The sequence below is a fragment of the Pseudoalteromonas sp. T1lg23B genome, from assembly GCF_002964665.1.
Taxonomy (GTDB): Bacteria; Pseudomonadota; Gammaproteobacteria; order Enterobacterales; family Alteromonadaceae; genus Pseudoalteromonas.
Genome location: NZ_PQBZ01000042.1, coordinates 90730 through 112901 on the forward strand (window position 1 = coordinate 90730; position 22172 = coordinate 112901).

Sequence of the window (22172 nt, forward strand, 5' to 3'; positions counted from 1 at the left end):
CGAACACTTGGCCTTGATACTTAGCGATCAAGGCCAATTTAACATAATTATAATTTACGCTTTGCACCAGACTTCGCTCTGTCTTTAATATTTGTTTGTATATAGATTTGGTCCGTCGTTGCGATTTTTGCGTGTCCCAAATCTTCAGACAAATGTTTAAGCGGGCGATGTTGCGCATCGTGCGTAGCACCGGTATGGCGCAGCCAGTGGGTAGTCGCAGCTTTTAATTGTTCGGCTTCGTCTACAAAACCATCTTTATTGAGAGATTCTACAGCTAAATCAAAACTTTGCTGAACAATACGGCGTAACTGTCGAACATTCATACCACCTTGACCACGTAGTTTATGGATTATCGGGTAGGGTTCGTCAACACGTGGGAGAGGAGGTAACCCCCGATATCCACGGTAACGTTTTAAATATTCAATAAAATCATTACTTAAGGTAACATCTCGCAATTTATTTCCTTTTCCCATAATACGTAAGTACCAAAATCCATCTGGGTCTTGCCAAAAATGGCTCATCACCGGCGACCACTGCGCACGTTCAGATAACTCTGAAATTCTAAGATATAGCCCTTTTAGACAGGCAAGTGTAAATAAGTTACGTTCAAGTTCGGGGTGTTCATCACACATATCTTTGGTAACACCGAGCACATATTCCCATTGTAAGTTGCTCAAAGTATCGGGTAATTTTATCTGAGATTGCACCACAAGATACGGACTATTTTTCTTCACCACTGGGACAAAATTGGTGTTAGATTTTTCTTCTAAAATGGCAAATTTATAGAACACATTCAACGCGGTAAACATAGCAGCAAGTGTTTGCTGACTAACCGTCGTGTCTTTTGCGACAAAAGGACGCCAGTTAACATTGATCTGGCGAATACCTTTTTGATCTTTATAACGCCATTGCACTGAGTCAGAGCACCATGTCGCTGCCGGCTCAACCATGAAGTCCACATATTCTTCAATATCGTCGCGTTTTAATGCAAACACCGATTGCTTCTTCTCAAGCCATGACCAAAGATAAAATCGTTCAAGTTCATTACGAAAACGATTAAAAGTCGCTTCTGACTTTCTTCCGTAAACATACAGAAACTGGTATAAAAATGCGAGATCTTGCCAGATATCATCTATTTCGGCAGACAGATCCATGAGAAAAGTTTCTAATTGCGGATATTCTTGTTGTAGTGTTTTGTCTTCAACGTGGGCAATCTGATAACGCAGTTGCTTGAGGGTGTCGACCAAAGGTACCAACATGTCACTAATGTCCGATATTGTTTTTTATAAGTGGTAGTATAGGGTTACACAAAAAGAATGTATATAGAAAACCCAAACACTGACTGGATATCCAAACTTAAAAAAGTAGCGAAATTACCTATTTATTGTGAATAATTTACTTCCCTAATATCTATACAGCCACTTTTATTTATTAATATCATTTATGCAACAAACAAACTAAATCGATGGCTCAATTTTCAAAATAACCTCTCTAATTTTCATTCTCCAAATTACTTTAACTCTTAGATTATCACTGTTCGTAAAGCTAATATTGCTTGAACCATGACTTAGTGCGGGTACCCAAACCTTGTTGGAGTCATTCATAATTAGGTGCTTACTGAATTTAAATGTTTGATGAGTTTATAGGGTCTAATGAAGCACCCTAAAATTATAACTACCTATTTTTAAAACATGAAAGTGTGTATTTATTGGCAAGCCATACTGAACATTTTAATGACCCAAACAACTATGCATAAAATACCCAAAACAACTAATTCAAGCGAATATAAGTGGAGAATTTATTCACATATATGTAACGAACAACAATTAATTTTTATCCACAGCTTAATATATCAATTCAAGTAATGATAAGCTCTTTTCATGAAATAACTGCAAAGAAAAACAATTCATATTAGGAACAAACGAAACCAATTCAAAATTGATTGTTTATATTTACTGAATAGTTTGACCGTTTATTTTATACACCACTGTATATTTTGTTTGCAAGAACCTAAGGTAGATATAGATAATCCCCTCTCCACAAGTATTACAATACTCAAATATCTTTGGTTTACTAAAGGAAATAATACCTTGAAGTTTCTAAAATAAATACATTTTTCAATAATTAATAATCATGGCCCCATTTATCGTATGTTCATAAATTAGGGTCTGATGCAGTAGATAAACTATATAAATTATAACTATTACAAAGGTAAAAAATGAACAAAACAACACTGCTCAGCGCGGAGCTATTGGCCAATCCAAGTGTTTTTGCTGATTTTTGTGTCACATCCAAATCGGCCGAAAATAGCTGCGAGATCGAATTTATTCCAGCTAAATATCTAGATAAACTGGCTACAACTTTGGGTGATGAATCGTTAGAAGAGGTGCTGGAGATATTAAAAAATAATCCCACTCCAAAAGGTGTCGATGACACCCAAAATAGCACACTTTGTGATTTCATATTAAAAGAAGCTGATGCTCATCCTGAGCGCATTGCAATAGTCGACCAGAATACCTCTATTAGCTATCAAGCTCTTGTAAAAAAGGCGATTGATGTATCGAGTCAACTACATCAAAACGGTGTCAGCCCTGGTTCAATCGTCGGACTTTGCATGGAGCGACAATGGCAAATGGTAGCCGGATTGTTAGGCATCATGATATCGGGGTGCACTTATTTACCGCTTGATCCCAAATACCCTAAATCAAGAATTCAGTACATGCTCACACAATCCGCAGCCTGTGCTGTCGTTGTAGATCAACAAAATAGAGCTGTCGTTACAGATTTTCGATTAAAAGCGATTCATATTGATGATTCAGTCTTGAAGTCACCCATGCCACCGAGTAAATTGCCGCGCCCTGACGGACTCGCTTATCTGATTTATACATCTGGTTCCACAGGTTCGCCTAAAGGCGTCGCGGTGACACATGCAAACGTGGTAGCGTTAATAGAATATATAGCGCATGAGGTAGATAGAGAGGCACTCAATGGTGTTTTGGCAGCAACCTCAATATGTTTTGACCCTTCAGTGATGGAAATATGGGTTACTCTGTCACTAGGCGGTAAACTGATTTTAGCGGATAACGTGCTGCAATTACCTTACCTGCTTGCAGCTGAACAAGTGACGACTTGTATCGCGGTCCCCTCTGCTGTCAATACTTTGCTTTTGGCAGAGCCGCTTCCTAGCAGTCTGAATTACTTCTTTTTTGGTGGCGAAAAACTGCCAAGTGAATTAGTAAAGAAAATAAAACGAACACACCCAAACAGTCATATTTTTAATGTCTATGGACCGACAGAAGATACGGTTTTTTCAACGCTTTTTGAGGTATTAGACCCAGAACAAAACATTACTATCGGTCGAGCCATTCAACCATCATTCGCGATGATATTGGATGCTGACGGTAACTTAGTAAAAGATGGGCAACCAGGAGAGTTACATTTAGGGGGCAAGAAAGTCGCGCAGGGATACTTGAACGATCCTGTTCGAACTGAGGAACGATTTATTGAATTACCCGCGGTGGTGGGTGATAAACCTTGTCGTTTGTACAAAACTGGCGACCTTTGTCGATGGACTGTAGAAGGCCAGATTGAGTTCCTTGGCCGAGTTGACCAACAGGTAAAAGTGAGGGGACATCGTGTTGAACTTGAGGAGATCGAGTCGGTAATTAGCGCTATACCTTCAGTAAACGCTGCGATGGTATGTCTGACAGAACATGATAACCAAAAAATATTAAGCGCCTATATTGAAAGCACAAACGCGCAACTAACATCGAATGATATAAAAGCCGTTATCACGGATAAATTGCCTTCTTATTGCATGGTGCAGCGATTTTATCGGGTGACACTATTACCTAGACTTCCTAATGGCAAACTAGATAGAAGTAAGCCACCTGCAAATGAAGCCTGTCTATTTGTTAATGAACAGACTGCACAATGTCAATTGATGCCGGATAACACTTTAGTTATTCAGCCACGCGCCAGTTCCTTACCCCAAACCATTGATGCATCCCTTCACAGCCAACACACGTCATTAGTGCGGGCAATTTTGTCTGAAGTTGCTGCCTTGACGGGCCATCAGGAGTATACAGAGTATGATGCTGCGCTTAATTTTGAGGAGCTAGGAATAGACTCATTATCTATTGTCGAGTTGAATTATCGTATTAGTCATTTATTCGATAGAAAAATAGCTCAGCCGATATTTGCACAATATTCAACGGCGAACAGTCTCGCCTCATTTTTGTTGCGCTCTGGCTACACGGATACTACGAGCGTCGATAAATCAGCGAGATACAAACCTTCAAACTCTGATTTAGCACGCTTTCAACAGCACATTCAACAAAGTCATCCCGTTTACCGAACAGCAAAAGCAAATGCGTGGTCAGCAACAGATAAGGGCATTTTGATCCAACAATTTTCAGAGTTGACTAGTCGCAGTGATCGCAATCCATTTAACAGGCTGTTACGAACTGGAAGCGCCACCAAAGGTATGGTGGCCGATTCCTACACCAATGAGCAAAGAGAAGCGATTATTTGGACAACAAACCTTTATTTAGGGCTTAATCGTGATCAACAAGCGATAGATGCTGCATCCGCTGCTTTGCAAAAGTTCGGTACAGGTATGGGAACATCTGCCGCAGCGTCAGGACTTACAGACCTTCACCTGGCATTTGAGACTGAGTTTGCTCAATTAGTTGGTAAACAATCTGCGTGTCTATTTCCGACAGGCTATACCGCAAACGTAGGTGTTGTTGCAGGTTTGCTGGGCAAAAATGACGTCGTGATCATCGACCAGTTATGTCACGCTTCAATAGTTGATGGCGCCAATCTTTGTGGTGCCGAAGTGAGGACCTTTCAACACAATAATCCGGACGACCTAGCACGAGTTTTACAGCAAGTTGCGACGCCTTATCGCACAATATTGGTGGCGTTTGAAGGGGTATATAGTATGGGCGAGGGAGCAGCGCCCGTGAAAGAGTTAGTGAATGTTGCAAAGCGTTTCAATGCAATGGTTTTAGTCGACGAGGCACATTCATTTGGTTTTTACGGCGAGCGGGGCGCGGGTATTTGCGCTGCACAAGGTGTTACTGAGCAAGTGGATTTCATTATGACCACTCTGAGCAAGTCACTAGGTAGCTTAGGTGGTGTGATCGCCTGTAAAAAGGCCCATGTTGACTTACTCAAAGCTTCAGCGAGGGCATTTATATTTCAAGCGTCTGTTACACCTGCAGACATCGCTGCGGCACTGTCTTCACTGAGCCGCATCAGAGATGACGATTTTTTACGAGAAAAGCTCTGGGATACAACCAAATACATGCGTGAGAGATTCACTCAGGCAGGTTTTGATTTAGGCACAGGTGATGGACCAATTGTCACACCGCACTTTGCAGATAAAGACCAACTTTACGCAATCGTTCACGGGCTGTACAAGCGAGGCATACAAACATCTGCTGTAACTTATCCCATTGTTGAGAGTGGGCGTGGAAGACTTCGCTTTATATGTTCCGCAGCTCACACTCGAGAAGATGTCGATGCAACTTTACAGGCATTAATAGAGACCCAAGAGGAAGTTTGTGCCAAAAGTTCAGAGACTAAGCTGATAAAAACGAGAAGGTCTAGCACAAGTGAAGTGGCTGTGGATGTTAACGATTGGCTTATGTGCTTTGCAGACCAACTAGAGTCTGACTACCTAAGGCAATTAGTAATTCCTGACCTAGCATTAACCATCATCCAGCCAAATGAAGAGGCAATTTCATTATGGTTGCAAGATGCAAAACCTTACGTTGGAACACTAAAAGACTGGAGTGGGGCGCAATTTAGCATGAAGTTCCAAACGCTTGAGGCACTCGAATCTCTCAGAGCATATGATCCCTTACAACTTTTAAATGATATTAGTGAAAATGATTGCTTGTTAGCAGGAGACATCGAGCCGTTTATATGGTTTATCGCTAGATTAACAGAGCTCAATCAGGACCTGTCGCGCTCTGGCAGATCTGAGTCAGTTGTTTCTTAGCTAAATGGTTAACTTCAACTGACGGCTAGTTAGAAGTATCACACCCTGAGCATAAGTTGCTGCTATTTATTAGCTTTTTTGTGTTTAGGGTGTGTCTTTTCACAGGGTTTGTAGTTTGCTTTATTTTTTGAGAATAAATATTGACCTTACCCCTTGGTGAAGGTTGAGAATGCACTGAGTTTGCCAAATACTATCTATAATTGGAGGAAATATTATGACAAGCTTCAACCTTGCAATTGAAGGTATGACCTGTGCGTCATGCGCTGATCGTGTCGAAAAAGCGCTGATGAGTTTAAGCTCGGTGAAATCTGCTCACGTAAATTTCGCTAGTGAGCAAGTATTTATTGAGGGCGAAACCACTCACAATGAAGCTATAAAAACAATCAAGGCAACAGGTTATAATGTGCCAACCCACTCTCTGAGCTATGCGATTGAGGGTATGAGTTGTAGTTCTTGCGCCAATCGCATCGAAAAGATAGCGCAAGGCAGAAATGACATAGTTACCGCTAACGTAAATTTTGCTACTGAAACATTAACTATTGAGGTCGCAGGTGAATATGACGATTCATCACTGATATCAGAGCTAAATAGTACGGGTTACAAGGTAAAAAAGCACCAAAGTAAAGCAACGCAAAGTATACCGTGGTACAACACGCAAATTTGGCCTGTCATTGGCTCGCTTACCTTAACAGTTCCTCTAGTAATACCTATGATTGGTATGCTATTTGGTCAAGATTGGATGCTGAGCGCACTTTGGCAATGGCTTTTAGCTACCCCCGTTCAGTTTTACTTCGGTGCTAGGTTTTACAAATCAGGTTGGCAAGCCATTAAAGCTCGTTCAGGAAATATGGACTTGTTAGTAGCGATTGGTACCTCTGCGGCATATGGGCTTTCCATCTACACTTGGTTATTCACACAGACACACCACGACGCACCACATTTATATTTTGAAAGTAGCAGTGCTGTACTCTCCTTGGTTTTATTGGGTAAATATCTCGAACACAAAGCGAAAAAGAAAACCATGGACGCGCTGCAAGCGCTAGAAAACCTGCGCCCGACCGAAGCGCGAGTTTACAAAGACGGTGAATGGGTATCAGTACCCGCGTCATCTGTTTCAGTGGACGACCTCGTGAGAATTCAACCAGGAGAGCGAGTCGCGATAGATGGTGTGGTTGAAAAAGGGCAAAGTCAGGTGGATGAGGCGCTTATCACTGGGGAGCCTATGCCCATTGATAAGCACGTGGGTGATAAAGTTACTGGTGGTTCCATTAATATTGATGGTGTCATAGAGGTACGAACAACTCGCGTTGGCACTGAGTCTACACTGTCAAAAATCATTAAGCTGGTCGAAGACGCGCAAGGGGCCAAAGCCCCCGTTCAAGCACTTGTTGACAAAGTAAGCGCCTATTTCGTGCCAACTGTATTAGCCATCTCATTCGTTACGTTGTTAGTTTGGGGGCTTGCCTTCGGCAGTTGGACGGATGGTATTTTAAACGCAGTTGCGGTGTTGGTGATCGCCTGTCCATGCGCTTTAGGCCAGCAACGCCGACCTCTATTATGGCCGGAACAGGCACTGCTGCGCGGCTCGGTGTATTGGTCAAAGATGCCATTGCCTTAGAACAAGCGACAAAAATTGACCTAGTTGTTTTCGACAAAACAGGTACCTTAACCGAAGGTAAACCCACGTTATCACAGCTCAGCGCCATTAAAACAGATGAAAACACCGTATTAGCCACGGCAGCCAGTGTGATGCAGTACAGCGAGCACCCATTGGCACAAGCCGTGCTCAATGCCGCTGAGAAAAAATCGCTAGAGCTACAAAGTACAGAAGCGTTCAAAGTAGTAACGGGTAAGGGTGTTCAAGCTCAAATAGGGCAAGATACCTTCTACGTTGGTAGTAGCAATTGGATGAAAGAGCTTGGCCTAAAACCAGCGCAAGATAAGGTCGATGTTCAAGGTGCAACCGTTTCTTGGCTAGCTAAAAAGCACAACGACAACGTTGAACTACATGGGCTGTTATGTTTTTCAGACAAAGCAAAACGTACGGCGCGTGAGGCGGTTGAAAACCTGAAAAAACAAAATATAAAAGTAGCCATGCTAACCGGTGACAGTGAAAAAAGTGCGCAATTTATTGGCGGCCAGCTAAATATTGATATCATCAAAGCAGAAGTGTTACCTCATGAAAAGTCCGAATTTATCGAATCATTTCAAAAACAAGGCTATCAAGTAGCTATGGTTGGTGATGGAATAAATGATGCACCCGCTCTAGCAAAAGCCGATTTAGGTATCGCCATGGCCACAGGGACTGAAGTTGCTGTTAGCGCGTCATCTATAAGCTTGATGCAGGGTGACCCAAATTTAGTTGCCATCTCATTGGATATATCACAAAAAACCTACAATAAAATTAAACAGAATTTATTCTGGGCGTTTATATTCAACATTATTGGCATTCCCGCAGCGGCATTTGGTGCGTTAAGCCCCATTATTGCGGGCACAGCCATGGCGTGTAGTAGTATTCTAGTGGTATGTAATGCGTTGCTTTTACAACGTTATAAACCTTCAAAGTGAGAAATATAATGTCAACCCTAGTCACTATCAGCAAAGCGTCAAACATCACAGATATTTCTGCGAAGATGATCCGCCACTATGAAAGTATCGGGATAATCACTAAGGCACATAGAAGCAATTCGGGATATCGGTTATACAATGAAGATCAGTTAAAACAGCTGAGCTTTATTAAGCAGTGCCGAAGTTTAGGCTTTGCAATATCACAAATAGAGTCTCTTATGAGACTCTGGAAAAACCCAAACAGAAGCAGTCTGGATGTAAAAGCCTTAGCTGATCAGCATCTTCAAGAAATCCGAGAGAAAATTACCGAGCTAGGTAAAATGGAAAAGGTACTGTCTACATTGTCGGCAAACTGTAACGGCGATCACGCCTCTGATTGCGCAATTCTTGAGGGCTTGGAGACGATGGCAAGTTACAAAGCGTCGAAACAGCATATAAATAATACACGTGTCCAATAAAGGTCATTGCGCATTACGTTGATAACAGGGGAGGGCGCGACCAGCGGTTAAAGTGAAGCGACTCAAGCGCCCTGTGTAATGTAAACCCAGCTATTTTTATTGAGCTATAGAATATGTATTTTGTACTTATCTATAAATGCTTGACGATCGGATTCGGTTGGGGGGTTGCTCTGACTAAACTTGGATATATCTCGGATGAAACCCTCAGATGGGCCCGATGGCGCATTAATTACAAGCACTTTGCTGTCTTGTAAAGCCTTAAACCGTCTAGGCACATTCGGACCTGCAATCACCAAGTCGCCAGATTTGGCAACAAACTCCTCAGTATCCACAGCGAACTCAATCTCACCAAAGATGATATAAAAAATTTCATCATCTATCTCATGGTAATGCCATGGCGCTTCATTACCTTTAGGAAGTAGGCTATCAAAGATGGACACGCGGTGATCGGTATCCTCTCCTGAGGCAAGAATGCGAGTCACTTCACCGCCATCTAATGTGTATTGTTCAGCGTTTGCGCTAACAACGTGTTTATATCTCATTTTGAACTCCCTCGCCCACAACAACGGTATTGGGCAGCTAAATTAATGAAATAGTATACCTAAACAACTGAGTTTTCATCAAAATACACTCCCTGTGGCAATGTAAAAACATTCCAAGCTTCATTGTATTGACTGAGATTGAACCCTGAGAGAGAAGCTGAAACCAACAAAGTCGCTATTTTTATTATCTAAATTCTTGGAGAAAAGGCCTGAATTACGATATCGCAAAGCGCTTTTTCAGCATCGTACCGCTGTGCGTTTTGTGCAACAATCAAGCTGGGATGAAATTAAAAGCTTATATTTATCAGTATATTGGTGTGAATTTTGCTGGGTTATGTTACTTGCAAAGGAAAACGAGTCTTATGACCATGCAAGTAATATTTTCAAAGGGTAGATCACTACCGATTCATTTTTTACTAAGGAGTAGATCAAAATGAAGAAAATTTTAATTTCCACCGCCCTAATGATCTCTAGCACAGCGTGCTTTGCGGCACAGGCTGACGATATAGACCCAGAAATTCAGGCAAAGCTGGATGAAGCGTTTTATTTGTATGAAGTTGGGGAGTATCAACACGCATTGGAAAGTATTCATTGGCTAGATAAACATGCAGTGGCAGTAGACTTTGATTTTTACACCATGCGGTTAGGCACACTTTTGCCGTTTTGGAAGCGCCTTGCAAGCGTATATCAGCCGGCACGCATGAGCTACAATGAAAAACTCAAATCCACTATCGCCCAAACCATCAATAATCCGACAAACTGTAGTGCTTATGACGACATGCATCTCATGCTTGAAAATAATGATAGGCTAGCCGAATTTATCACTATTTTGGAAGAGAAGGAGGCTCAGTATCCACAGGTATGGCAGCGTTGTTGGGAGCCCAATTCGTCAACGCTGGCGGTTGTTGAACATACTTCAAAACCACTTATAGACGCGTATTTGGGTGACTTATCTGATCACTTCTCAGCACATTTTGTACCGCAGATAGATGGCTTTTACATGCAGTGTAATGACTTTGATGGTGACGAAAGAACCGTTTGTCAGGACAGTGTTAAGGAGTATCTTAATGGCATATCGGTATCCTATAGACATGCTGCCATGACTCACTACGGCTTACGAGAGGCTGGGCAAGTAGGAACGTTAACGTTGCAATTGCTAATAAAATGGCAAAACCAAAACTAACCTGTTTTACTGCTTAATCGTGTGGAGGCAAACTTTTGCCTCTGCATTGAAGGAAAAAGAGAAAATAGACCCGTTAATGTGGGCAGTTAGGCGTGTACGCGAGTAAAGCAATATGTTCGCTTGGTTTTCATAAAAGCTTACTAAGTATATACAAACAAATTGCCCGTTCGGACGTGAATATATATGCTTCATCGACATAAACATTGAACTTGCTCACCTAGCAATTACCTGTTTCAGTTTTGTGGCATAGATCAGCGAGAGTTGGCTGATAAAGCTGGCGTAAATGTCTCAACTATTCAGAACTTAGAGAGCGGTAAACGTAGCGTTGGAATGATCAAGGTGTTAGCTGTTATGCGTGCCTTAGGCGAGTTACATGAAATAGATAACTTTATGCCGGAGCCGCCAATTAAGTCAGCTTCTTTGCTTACAACAAGAAATATAAAACGAAAGCGTGTCTCAAAATCTAAAGATGAAAAAGAACCATCTTCGGGTTTTGTGTGGAATAAAATGATTTAGAATAAGTTAACTTGATTAAAGTTTATCTTACAGTAAACATTATAAATAATATGACGAACAACTTCGCTCTTAAATTGTTGAATTATCCTCCCCACCTTAATAGTGCTTTTTTTCATTATTAATGAATAAACTCGACACTAAAGTGAAAAAAATCACAATTATGATTATTCAATTAATTAGCAATTGAGATGTTTAAGGCGCGAATTTCATTTCCATTTTTAGAGTTTTTTGTCAAACTGGAATTTAATCATTGAGCCTGTGTTAACACTCTTCCAATCTTCAGGGTTTATAAATTCACTTTTATTAACAAAAGCTTAGCTTTGTTATAGTTAGCTGTACATAGTTAGCTGTACTAGCTCAGAGTTGATCTGACAGTTACCCGTTTTCAATCGGTAACAGTCAGCTTAAGCTTAGATTAGCGCTAAATTTTTTCTGCACAAATACGTTTTCTTCTTCCTATGTCTCAAGCGGCGTTCTTCCAAAATACAATTAATATTGATGGTTTCGGTCATTATTGTAATAAACCATCAATTCGTACCTATCCTTTTATAATTCTTCTAGCTAAGCCCAGATTAGTAGTGCGATTACGTGAAAATCACTTGATACTTATACCATCAGTATCAGACTACTTCATGAAACATTTGATATTAAACCGCCAAAGGAGGGAGTTGTCATGATAATACAGCTAAGTGTTTAAAATTAAAATAATTAAGGGCTACGTTGTTCTAGATGTGCTTTTATATCAGCGTTTGCTAGCATTGCCTCAAGAATTCTGCCATCCCAATGGTTACAACTTCTTCGATGTGCTACCTTAATTTCTCCTTCTAACCTGTCAATCATGTCTATCTCTTCTAAACTTGCAATATCTAATATATCTTCAAATTTCTCTTTGGCATATTCTAAAGCATAATTTTTTACGTCTAACTCCTTTAGATGCTTTCTAATTCTACGCCTAGAACGTCCACGTACAGATTTTGAAATTGTAATTTTTACTTCGATAATAGCACCAATAATATCGATGCAATCAGATGTGTCAAAGTTAAAGTTAAAATTAACTTGTGTTAACAAACTTGAGTAATAAGGATGTATAAACTTAGCACGCTTATCTGTATCGCAATAGAAATGGTTCCATTTTTTAGAAGAGCAGCTGTTACATTGATTTACAAGGTTGTTTGGAAATATAGAAAATTCAGGCCAAAGACTTTTGGGGATAAAGTGGTCAAGCACCCTTGGTTTACCAGGGCGCCCACAAAAAGGACACTGATGCAATTTTCTATTCCTTAAAATTGAAAGTTCATGTCCGATAGAAACTGGAGGTGAAGTAAAATAGCCTTCAATAATTTTATTATGCTTTGTTAGCCTTGATGGTAGTGGCTTCCTATGATATTGGGTAATGATTTTATCGTAGTCACTGTAAGTTTCTTCTATAAATCGTGAAAGGCGTTTTATATTTCGTGAGTTTTTGGTAGCTGATGATTTTGCTAGATTAAGTAAATCATTGTAGCGATTAATTGGTGGTCTTAAATTTGTTACATCAATCATGGTTACTTCTTTTTCTTAGCATATAGATAAGATATTCCTTTAGAACCTAATTCATCAGACAGTTCATCGATAGCTTTATCAATATTACCTGAATATCTGGTGTCTATAAGATCATCTAAAATTTCTTGATAAGGCTTATCAGTTAATTTGTCACCAAATACATCTGCTGATATTCTCTCAAGAGAGTTTCCTAGAGTTTCTATATCTGGTTTTCGACAGCTAAAATTATTTTCAAGTATGTGAACAAAATCTGATTGAATCTCTCTAGCAATAATTGCGGAGTGAGTTGCAATAATCGCAAACGAGTTAGTTTCGGACAAAACTTTCTTGAGCATAGATATTAACCCAACTTCTAACTCAGGGTGTAAATACAGTTCTGGCTCGTCAATTAGCAGTAAGGACTCTTTTTTTATTTCGCTAATGATGCTCGGAACAAATAAAGAATACATTCTCTGACCTGAACTCAACTTTATTTCATTTAATTCTTCATCCAAAAAAACAAGTCCATATGCTTCATCGATATCGTCTGTTTCGTCATATTGATCGTGCAGTATTATTTGACCATTAGAGCTTTTGAGTCCAATCTGTTCAAAAGACATAGCCTTTCTTAAAGTGTCATGTATCAATGATATACGATTAAAATCTTTTCTTACTCGTCTCGTCTCGTCTAATCTAATAGAATTTATATATGATTTTACGCTTCTTTTAATAAAAGATTCTAAGTTAAAGGATGATGAGTCATCTTTAAAACCTATATATGAATAACCATTAATATAATCGGTACTATCTCTATCTTGGTTATTACTGTTTAATGTTAAGTGGAGTTCTTTATCTGTGGGGAAGTTATCAAATGGCGAGAATGAAGCAGTAATAAGTTTATTGCAGTACGGCCATTCGTTCAGGCTGCTTATTACCCCAGTATAAATGTTAGATATATAATTCAGGGTTCTAGTTTTTCCACAACCGTTCTTACCTATCAAAATATTAATTCTACTAGGGACCAGAGTTTTCTTATTAAATAACAAATTTAAAGAGTGACCTTTATCTTGATTTATATTTAATGAAAAACTTGAGAGTTCTTCATAACTACCCAGAGCAGTTTTTAACCCTTTAGATAGAACAGACGTTAGAGATGAATCTCTTAATAAGGATAATTTATAACCCTCCCATCGTTGGAAGTCATCTCTGCTCAATGACAATAAACATACATCATTAAGTGCTTTAAGATATTGCTTCACTTCTCGCCTATTTTCTTTTTCGGAATTAATAATGTTATAATAATCAATATCTTCACCTATTGAGATAAACTCATGATTAGATATATCACTTACATCATAAACTCCGTCTGTGCAAGGGAACTTATTCTGTATATATTCATGGCTGTTGAAGTTATCTTTAAATAATATTTTTATATTGCCAAGATCAACTTTATTTTTTCCGGAAAGGAAAAAACCTCTAAATGTTGTCTTGTAACCAAAGTCGTCCCAAAGATATGTAAAAGGTTTCCCATAGTGATCGGGGAGTAGCATTAAAGTAAAGCTTCTGACTTCTGAGATTGGTGCATTTGCGTAGAAAATCTTCATATTCGTTCATATCACATTGATTATATAAGATATATTATCATTAGAAATATTTAATTTGTATTGATTTAACGATACATTTTTTCGAATTTCTTGTTAAAATTTATCAGAATCAAAACTCCAAGTTTAACTGAAAAGCGTGTTCCACTCTAATGCGTAATACATCCTCGTAAACAACCTGTCCAGTATTGTAAGTCCAAGCTGGAATCCTAAGCTTCCCTTGCTTTCTCAATTTCATTAATGAATTATGTGATAAGCCAGTTAGTTGACTTGCCTTCTGTATTGAAATGACTTCATCTCTTTTGTTGGCGAAGATTTGACTGCAAAAGCTTTTAAATTGTTTAGGTTTAACAAATAGTGAACTAAGCAAATCATTATCGGTTTCGTAGCCAACATTAAGTTTTTCATCGAGTGCACCAATTAAAATATCTGCAATGCAAATGTCGTTATAAAGCATCGTTTGCTTAAAGACAGCTAAAGGCTCCATATCTTCAATTTGAGAGCTTTGTTTAAACATTTCAAAGATTGGGGACACATCAATTACAGAGCGGTTGTTAAGTCCATTGCGAGTTTTGGATAAAACAAGCTTAGAAGCTAGTAAAAGTTCAAGACCTGTCAAATCTATACCAAGCAATGATGTTACTAATACAATAAATCTCAAAGTGCCGCGAAATCTCAACTTAAGTGGCTGTGATCACGTAGAACACCCGTCATATTGCGGGACTTCACACTATTTAACATAACGTAAATTATGGGATGTTATATTAAAATATCCTTTTCCTTTGTTCTCTTCCAAACACCAATCTTATGTCCAATACTAGACAATATCGGACTTAATATCTTTACTACTAAGCTTGACCGAATTATTGCGTATTCTATAATTAACACACAATGCTGTTGCTATCGGATTATCTTGTTGTTCAAATCATTTCTTTGCTTTATCGCTCTAGCTGTTACCTTTTTTTGTCCACTTAGTTCGGCTAAGAATAAAGATTATGAATATCAACTAACGCGCGCTCAGTATTTCTCGCGTTCAGACCCAAAACAAGCACTCAATATTTTAGGTAGCATCAAAGACGTTGCAAAACTAAGCGATGAACAAAAAATAACTTTTTACATATTAAACATGCGGTTATCGCTTATCCTTAACAAACTTGATGAAGTAGAACCTCACATCCAACAGCTATTTTTGTACGATGGAAAACCCGAATTTGTTGACCAGTTAGTCAGTATTTTAAGTGGTGCTGGGATCTGGTTGAGAAAGCAAGATTATCTTGATGCTGCACAACATACTTTTTCTTGTGCATTAAAACACGCGAGCAAATCATCACAACGTATTGCTCTTTTGATAAGCAGCGCCATAGTAGCCCGCTATCAACAACAATACGATGTAGCAAAAGCGCTTTACGCTGAAGCGGCACAAATCGCCAAGCGTCGTGATGATCAAAGAGGTTTAGCGACCGTTGAGAATAACCTAGGCGCCATAGAGTTGGATCAAGAGAATTTTGCCAAAGCCAATGAGCATTTTCGTAATGCCTTAGCGGGTTTTCAGATGGCTCAAAATCACTCAGGTCACATCAACTCAGGCATAAATCTGTTGCTGACATTCGTTCTTCAAGAGCAGTTAGTGAACTATCAGCGTTTATACTCACATATTGCCCAGCTTTCTGAAGAATACCCCGACGATTCGAAAAAAGCCTACTTATTATGGGTCAATACTGCTTACTATCATCGTCAAGGTGTCAATCCAGACGCCGCAACAAGAGAAAAGCTTGCTGAGGCGTTTGACCAATTGGCTGGCCCACAATTACAACGACTTATCAATAAACATTTAGCAGCGCTTATGGGCGTTGACGTGGTATTGACGCCCCCTGGGGAGGCAAAGGTAATCACTAACAGCCAATGGTTTGAAAAAATAGCGCGCTGTAACTGGTAGTATTCAACTTTATCGCTCTAACAGCTCTGAAAGTACGATGTTATTGTTGTTGTCTCGGCTACTTCTAATAATCTCATCATGGTTGAACTTTAAACCTGACTTAAGAAGTCTATCGTAAAGTATTACATTAACTGTCGCTGCCAAATTCATACAACCTTGGGTAGGTACATAGATCACATCTTGGCATAACTTCAACGTTTCTTTATCTAATGAACCATCTTCTGGTCCAAATAGGTAAAATGCACTTTTTGGATGCTTATATTCGGTAAGTGGTTTTGCACCTTCAATCAGCTCAATCGCAACAGGCGTTGCGCCCAAAGGTAAAACAGACCCTAATGAGTCAGTGCCAATCAAAGGGATATTTTGATATACCTTTTTTGTGTCAGTAGTAAATTTACGAGCATTTTCAAAGCGTTTGCCAGTATAAAATACCGAATTGACGCCATAACACCCCGCTGCTCGCATCACTGCGCCAACATTACTTGGGCTCTTTGGGTTAGTCAGGCCTATACATGCAAATCCGCTATCAAACATCTTCTTTCTCATCACTAATTACTGCAACGCGAATCTACAGCAATACGTCCAAAAGGTCTAGAGGAATGCGCTTGCCAATAAAGCTGTGGTAATATGGCGACAATTAACGAAGTACACCCGAAAAAATTATGAATAACGACACTTTTTGGCAAATTATCGAATCAATACAGCATGAAAATGATGTAAACCTTGCCCTTCGAACTGCCCTATCTACGCTTGAAAAAGAAGCTATCGCGCAATTTGATCAACTATATACCCAACAATTAAGACAGCTATGGCATTGGGATAACTGGGCTTTTGCTTATGTGATCTGTGGTTGCAACAGTGAATATGATTTTTTGGACTTTTGTAATTGGTTGATATTACAAGGTAAAAACAACCTTGATAGCATAGTTAATGACCCAGAAACGCTAGCTGATTACCCAGACATTCCATATAAAGATAGCCTCCCAGCACCTTATTGTGACGAATTAGATCTCGTGGCTGGTTTACTTTATGAAGACATTACAAACGAAGAGTTGCCCTATCACAACGTGGTGAATTTTCAGCCTCAGGGAAAAAAGTTTAAAAACAAACCTAAGTTACTAAAAGAGCAGTTTCCAAAACTGTATGAAAAGTTCTGGCAGCAGAAATAGCAACGGCGCATCTTGCGCCGTTTTGTTTTTTAAGTTTCAAATTGTCGTTATATTTGGCACCTTTTCGATGCCAATCAACTTGTTAAAAAGCCATGCATTATATGAGTAAAATTAACACCTTCGCTCGTTAGTCGTTAAGAATTATGCGTAACATACGACGTAACGGCTCTGCAGCCCCCCATAGCAATTGGTCGCCTACGGTAAACGCGCTGATATACTCTGGACCCATAGTTAACTTACGAATACGCCCGACAGGGATAGATAACGTGCCGGTGACGTTTACGGGTGTTAACTCTTGCGCGGTTAATTCCCTATCATTTGGAATAACTTTAACCCATTCGTTATGAGAGGCTAAAATACGTTCAATTTCATCCACTGGTAAGTCAGCTTTTAGTTTGATAGTCATCGCTTGCGAGTGACAACGCATTGCGCCAATTCTTACACATAGGCCATCAATTGGTATGGGTGATTTAGAAGAGCCCAAAATTTTGTTTGCCTCAACCTGCGCTTTCCACTCTTCTTTTGACTGACCAGACTCCATCGGCACATCAATCCATGGAATTAAGCTACCAGCCAATGGCACACCAAATTGATCTTTTGGTAAGTCTTCTGACTTAATCTTATCAGCCACGATTCTGTCAATTTCCAGAATCGCTGAAGCTGGATCGGCAAGATGTTCGGCTACTGAAGAATGGATCTCGCCCATTTGAGTGATCAATTCGCGCATATTGCGTGCACCAGCGCCGGAGGCAGCTTGGTAAGTCATCGGGCTGACCCACTCCACCAAATCTTTCTCAAACAAGCCACCTAACGCTAACAGCATAAGCGACACAGTACAGTTACCGCCAACAAAGGTTTTTACACCCTGCTCTAGCCCTTGGGTGATCACGTCATTGTTAACTGGATCCAAGATAATAATGCTATCTTGCTCCATACGTAGTGCTGAGGCAGCATCAATCCAATAACCGTTCCAGCCTGATTCACGCAATGCTGGATAAACAGATTTGGTGTAGTCGCCACCTTGACACGAAATGATGATTTCCATTTCTGACAAGGCGCTTACGTCATTAGCATCGAGCAACGGTTTTGCATCACCTGCAAAGTCAGGGCCGAGCTGCCCTGTTTGTGATGTCGTAAAGAAATATGCATCAATCTTTGCAAAATCATTTTCTTCTAACATTCTGTGCATTAACACAGAGCCAACCATGCCACGCCAACCAACGAGTCCCACTTTCTTCATATTTTGTTTACCTTACTTTAAAAATTAATAGACATTGCGTGAGTCTAGACGTCCAAAATAACAAATAAGTCGACATTCGACTAGCCATAATTTACGAATATTTTGCCACGATTTTTTCCGTGTCAATCGGGTCCGGCGTGAACCTAGGCGCTCTGTGTCACCAGCTACAGATTGTCATCAATCTCAGCTAGCAAAATAGGCTGTGTCTGCGCTGCATCGTATGGTGCGATTTAGGTATTGAGTTTTGGTTGCTTGGTGTAGGTACTGGCGTCGAAGCGTTATTCAATGAAGATATAATGAACTGATATTTATCAATATATTATCGAAAAAAGTATCCGACAATAAAAAACCCCGCAAAGCGGGGTTTGGATACAACATGTAAAGGTTGTCCTAATCTGATGTTCACAACATCAATTCAGAACTCGGTTCCAGGTTGTTTTATAATTATTAGTTATAACCTTAAAGATTCGGTGCACTTTAAAGTATAAAGATGACAAATTTATTAAACTGCTGACATTTATACTTAAATTTTTTTGTTAAGTGCCAGTTCACTTAACCTTATGTCGATATTCTACGTCACATGTCATATTTTGGCAATGTAATCTAATTATTTTTTATGAGGCACAAAAAAGCCAAGGATAGACCTTGGCTTTAAATTTATAGCGACAAATTTAGTTAATTAGAATTCATAGCTGTAGTTTACACTCACTGTGGTGCCAACTTCTTTTTGACGAACAATGATATCTGACTGAGTAACCTCTTGTTCTTCATCCAGTAAGTTTTTGATTTTAAACTTAACTTTAGAGTTAAAATCAGGATACCAAGTATACACTAAATCCAATGAATGGAATGGTTGCTCAAAGGCATCTTCACGGCCACCAATGCCCGATGCCAATATACGTTCACCGAATACGTTGTATACTAATGAACCACTGTGCTGACCATCTGCAGAGTCAAAGCCCATTTGTAAGTTAACAACATACTTAGAGTGACCGGTCATACGCTTTGTCGGGTTAGTTAAGTTACCAGCAAACGCAGGGTCAATTGACACTTCTGAATCACTTAATGTGATGTTACCTGACGTGAACATGCCACTTACTGCATACGATAAGTCATGCAACCATTCAGCTTCAACACCATACACTTCACCGTCAATACCATTAACAAAAGAGGCACTGTAATCCTCGTCACCGACACGAAGTACGGTTTCGATTGGATTTGTAATGTCTTTGTAAAACGCACCAACCGAGAAATTATCACCGTTGTCCATATAGTACTCAAAGCGCGCGTCATAGTTTTTTAAATCACTGCTTTTAAGGCCTGGTGTACCAAATGTTTTGATATCAGTCAGTGGATCAAAATACGCAACAGACACTAGCTCACGCAAGTCTGGTCGAACAGTTGTTTCGCCATAACTAAATCTAACTTGATAGTTATTTTGCGCTAAGTAAGTCAATGCCAGTGAACTAAATACGTCGTCTTGGTTAACAGTACCCTCTTTGATTTTCTCGTCAGAGTAATAAATTCCCTGTGTAATTTTATCAAAGATCAAACTAGACGTACCGATAGAAACTTGTTTGAAGTCTTCATAACGCAGACCACCGCTAACTCGCCATACATTATTGAAAAACATATCAAATTCAAAGTATCCCGCGTCAATTTTCTGAGCAGCAGTATAGTCATCAGCACTTGGTGCCGTCGGTTCGTTAAACGACAAGAAGAAGTCGTTATCATTAACGAATGTATCTGTTAGATACGTCGTCAAACCTAACACATTACTCACATCACTATTGATCGGGATCGGTATACCTGTATCGTTATTAATCGCAAAGCTTGAGGTGTTGTAAACACGCGCTCTGTCCAAAAAGTCATAACCTGCTTTTAGCGTTACTTCAACACCGCCGAAACTCAAAGGTAACGTCATATTGCCACCGTAAGACTTAACGTTGTCAACCATATCGGTAAACGAATAAGTCGCACGGTTGTCATCACCTGTTACTATAGATGTGTTATACACACCATTAGTAAACGTATCGATAAACTTATAGTCAATATTAGTGGGTATGCGAGTTTCGGCTTTAGACTCAGTGTATTGCCAATCAGCGCCAATTCCCCAATAGTCTAGGAATGTATGTTGACCAATGAACTGATCAACATCTAGCGTGCGCTCTTCATAATTAAAGCTATGTGCTCTCTGTGCTTGGCCAGTTCCAGCAATCGTTCTTACCGTACTACCATTAGGGCTTTGTAAAACAGAAAGATTTACTTCGTCTTCGTTATCTTGAAGATAAATCTTTGAATAGCTAACACTTTGCTGATCAAGTTTATAGCCTAGGTTAAACACACCGCTAATTCGCTCATTCTCGGTGGTCACTTTGGAATCTTTAACTGTGATATAACAGTTGTTCTTGGCATCTTCTGTTGTAACTAATGATGTTGTACATCCATCAGCCGGATCATCATCAGTGACTGCAGTTTTTCGCTCCGAGTAAGACCAGTCTTTATCGTAAGAGCCGGCGAGCATAAAACCAATTGTGCCGCCTAGGTAATCTTCATCGAAGCTATTGCCAATGTTGGCTTTAATATCATAGTTCGGATCAAGCGACTCTTTGGTAACCTTTAAATCTCTTGGTAATGAAAGAATAAGAGACTTGTTTATTTGCGCAGCTTGTTCAGCTCTAGTTTGTGTTTCAGTACTTTCGATAGAATCTCTATCTACGATAGAGCTCAAACTAAAATCACCTTTATATCGCAGCACGGCACTATGAAGAGAACCTGGTTGACCCGAATCAGGGCGATTGTACGTATAGCCTTCGTCTGAATTTGAGTTCATACCCACGCCCACTTCAATACCTGCGGTAAACTCGCTAGGTACTGACTTTGTGCGAATGTCGATATTACCACCACCAAAGGCCGCTGGCATTGACGGTGAGTACGCTTTTTGTACGGCTAAGCTTTCGATAATACTTGAAGGGAAAATATCTAGCGGTACTACATTACGTGTTAAATCAGGGCTAGGTACTGACGCACCATTTAGACGCGCACTGGAATAACGCTCACCTAGGCCGCGCACATAAACGAATTTGCCATCAACAAGTGTTAAACCTGTAACACGGCGCAGTGCTGAAGCCGCGTCGCTATCACCTGTGCGAGATAGTTGTTCCGCGCCCATAATATCCGCAACAAATGCTTGATTCTTACGTTCTTCAATAACCGCTGCAGCACTACCTTGTAAGCGCGTACCAACAGCAACCACTTCTTCTATAGCCTGTTCTTCTGCTGCGATGTTTGGCATTGATACCCCAACAACCATCGCCGAACTTACTGCCAAAGCAATTTTTTTTAATTTCATTTGAGTATTCATTTGCAATCCTGCCAAAAATCGTAAAAAAGGCGCAATAGCTGCGCCTACTTCGTGATAAACAATT

16 protein-coding genes are annotated in these 22172 nt (G+C 39.9%); 8 read left to right on the forward strand and 8 right to left on the reverse strand.

Going from position 1 to position 22172, the window contains the following annotated elements:
* Positions 1 to 47: 47 nt before the first annotated feature.
* Positions 48 to 1259 (reverse strand): tyrosine-type recombinase/integrase, encoded by a 1212-nt coding sequence (locus C2M32_RS16980; protein ID WP_105169513.1) that lies wholly within the window; start codon positions 1257 to 1259, stop codon positions 48 to 50.
* A 959-nt stretch (positions 1260 to 2218) separates the two neighbouring features.
* On the opposite strand from C2M32_RS16980, the gene C2M32_RS16985 reads away from it, so the two are divergent.
* From C2M32_RS16985 to C2M32_RS16995, 4 genes are all read left to right on the forward strand, one after another.
* On the forward strand, positions 2219 to 6010 hold the full coding sequence (locus C2M32_RS16985) for an amino acid adenylation domain-containing protein (protein WP_105169514.1): 3792 nt from the start codon (positions 2219 to 2221) through the stop codon (positions 6008 to 6010).
* A gap of 214 nt (positions 6011 to 6224) precedes the next feature.
* The gene (locus C2M32_RS21125; RefSeq protein WP_325047879.1) at positions 6225 to 7628 is read left to right on the forward strand and encodes a heavy metal translocating P-type ATPase; all 1404 of its coding nucleotides are present in this window, start codon (positions 6225 to 6227) and stop codon (positions 7626 to 7628) included.
* Positions 7568 to 8578, forward strand: coding sequence for a heavy metal translocating P-type ATPase (locus tag C2M32_RS21130; protein WP_325047880.1), 1011 nt, complete (start codon positions 7568 to 7570; stop codon positions 8576 to 8578). Before C2M32_RS21125 ends, C2M32_RS21130 begins: the two co-directional genes overlap by 61 nt.
* 8 nt (positions 8579 to 8586) lie before the next feature.
* Positions 8587 to 9036, forward strand: a complete 450-nt coding sequence (locus C2M32_RS16995) for a MerR family DNA-binding protein (RefSeq protein ID WP_105169515.1) — start codon at positions 8587 to 8589, stop codon at positions 9034 to 9036.
* 104 nt (positions 9037 to 9140) lie between these two features.
* Here C2M32_RS16995 and C2M32_RS17000 read toward each other — a convergent pair whose 3' ends face one another.
* Positions 9141 to 9578, reverse strand: a complete 438-nt coding sequence (locus C2M32_RS17000) for a cupin domain-containing protein (RefSeq protein WP_105169516.1) — start codon at positions 9576 to 9578, stop codon at positions 9141 to 9143.
* Between the two features lie 433 nt (positions 9579 to 10011).
* On the opposite strand from C2M32_RS17000, the gene C2M32_RS17005 reads away from it, so the two are divergent.
* On the forward strand, positions 10012 to 10761 hold the full coding sequence (locus C2M32_RS17005; protein WP_105169517.1) for a hypothetical protein: 750 nt from the start codon (positions 10012 to 10014) through the stop codon (positions 10759 to 10761).
* A 246-nt stretch (positions 10762 to 11007) separates the two neighbouring features.
* A complete protein-coding gene (locus tag C2M32_RS17010) occupies positions 11008 to 11277 on the forward strand; it encodes a helix-turn-helix domain-containing protein (RefSeq protein ID WP_267894541.1) in 270 nt (89 codons plus the stop codon).
* 708 nt (positions 11278 to 11985) lie between these two features.
* Here the strand turns inward: C2M32_RS17010 and C2M32_RS17015 are convergent.
* The 3 genes from C2M32_RS17015 to C2M32_RS17025 form a co-directional block, all read right to left on the reverse strand.
* Entirely contained in the window at positions 11986 to 12819 is an 834-nt protein-coding gene (locus C2M32_RS17015; protein ID WP_105169519.1) for an HNH endonuclease, read from the reverse strand.
* 2 nt (positions 12820 to 12821) lie between these two features.
* On the reverse strand, positions 12822 to 14402 hold the full coding sequence (locus C2M32_RS17020; RefSeq protein ID WP_105169520.1) for an AAA family ATPase: 1581 nt from the start codon (positions 14400 to 14402) through the stop codon (positions 12822 to 12824).
* Between the two features lie 109 nt (positions 14403 to 14511).
* Positions 14512 to 15060: a hypothetical protein gene (locus C2M32_RS17025; RefSeq protein ID WP_234401330.1), complete on the reverse strand. Its 549-nt coding sequence runs from the start codon at positions 15058 to 15060 to the stop codon at positions 14512 to 14514.
* Positions 15061 to 15315: 255 nt separating this feature from the next.
* On the opposite strand from C2M32_RS17025, the gene C2M32_RS17030 reads away from it, so the two are divergent.
* Positions 15316 to 16335 (forward strand): tetratricopeptide repeat protein, encoded by a 1020-nt coding sequence (locus tag C2M32_RS17030; protein ID WP_158678261.1) that lies wholly within the window; start codon positions 15316 to 15318, stop codon positions 16333 to 16335.
* 9 nt (positions 16336 to 16344) lie between these two features.
* Here the strand turns inward: C2M32_RS17030 and C2M32_RS17035 are convergent, their stop codons facing one another.
* The gene (locus tag C2M32_RS17035) at positions 16345 to 16869 is read right to left on the reverse strand and encodes an RNA methyltransferase (protein ID WP_070993061.1); all 525 of its coding nucleotides are present in this window, start codon (positions 16867 to 16869) and stop codon (positions 16345 to 16347) included.
* Positions 16870 to 16997: 128 nt separating this feature from the next.
* On the opposite strand from C2M32_RS17035, the gene C2M32_RS17040 reads away from it, so the two are divergent.
* Positions 16998 to 17504 (forward strand): DUF4240 domain-containing protein, encoded by a 507-nt coding sequence (locus C2M32_RS17040; RefSeq protein ID WP_105169523.1) that lies wholly within the window; start codon positions 16998 to 17000, stop codon positions 17502 to 17504.
* A 127-nt stretch (positions 17505 to 17631) separates the two neighbouring features.
* Here C2M32_RS17040 and asd read toward each other — a convergent pair whose 3' ends face one another.
* Together asd and C2M32_RS17050 are read right to left on the reverse strand one after the other, a co-directional pair.
* Positions 17632 to 18744, reverse strand: a complete 1113-nt coding sequence (gene asd / locus C2M32_RS17045; protein WP_105169524.1) for an aspartate-semialdehyde dehydrogenase — start codon at positions 18742 to 18744, stop codon at positions 17632 to 17634.
* 679 nt (positions 18745 to 19423) lie between these two features.
* The gene (locus C2M32_RS17050; RefSeq protein ID WP_105169525.1) at positions 19424 to 22108 is read right to left on the reverse strand and encodes a TonB-dependent receptor domain-containing protein; all 2685 of its coding nucleotides are present in this window, start codon (positions 22106 to 22108) and stop codon (positions 19424 to 19426) included.
* Positions 22109 to 22172 lie beyond the last annotated feature (64 nt).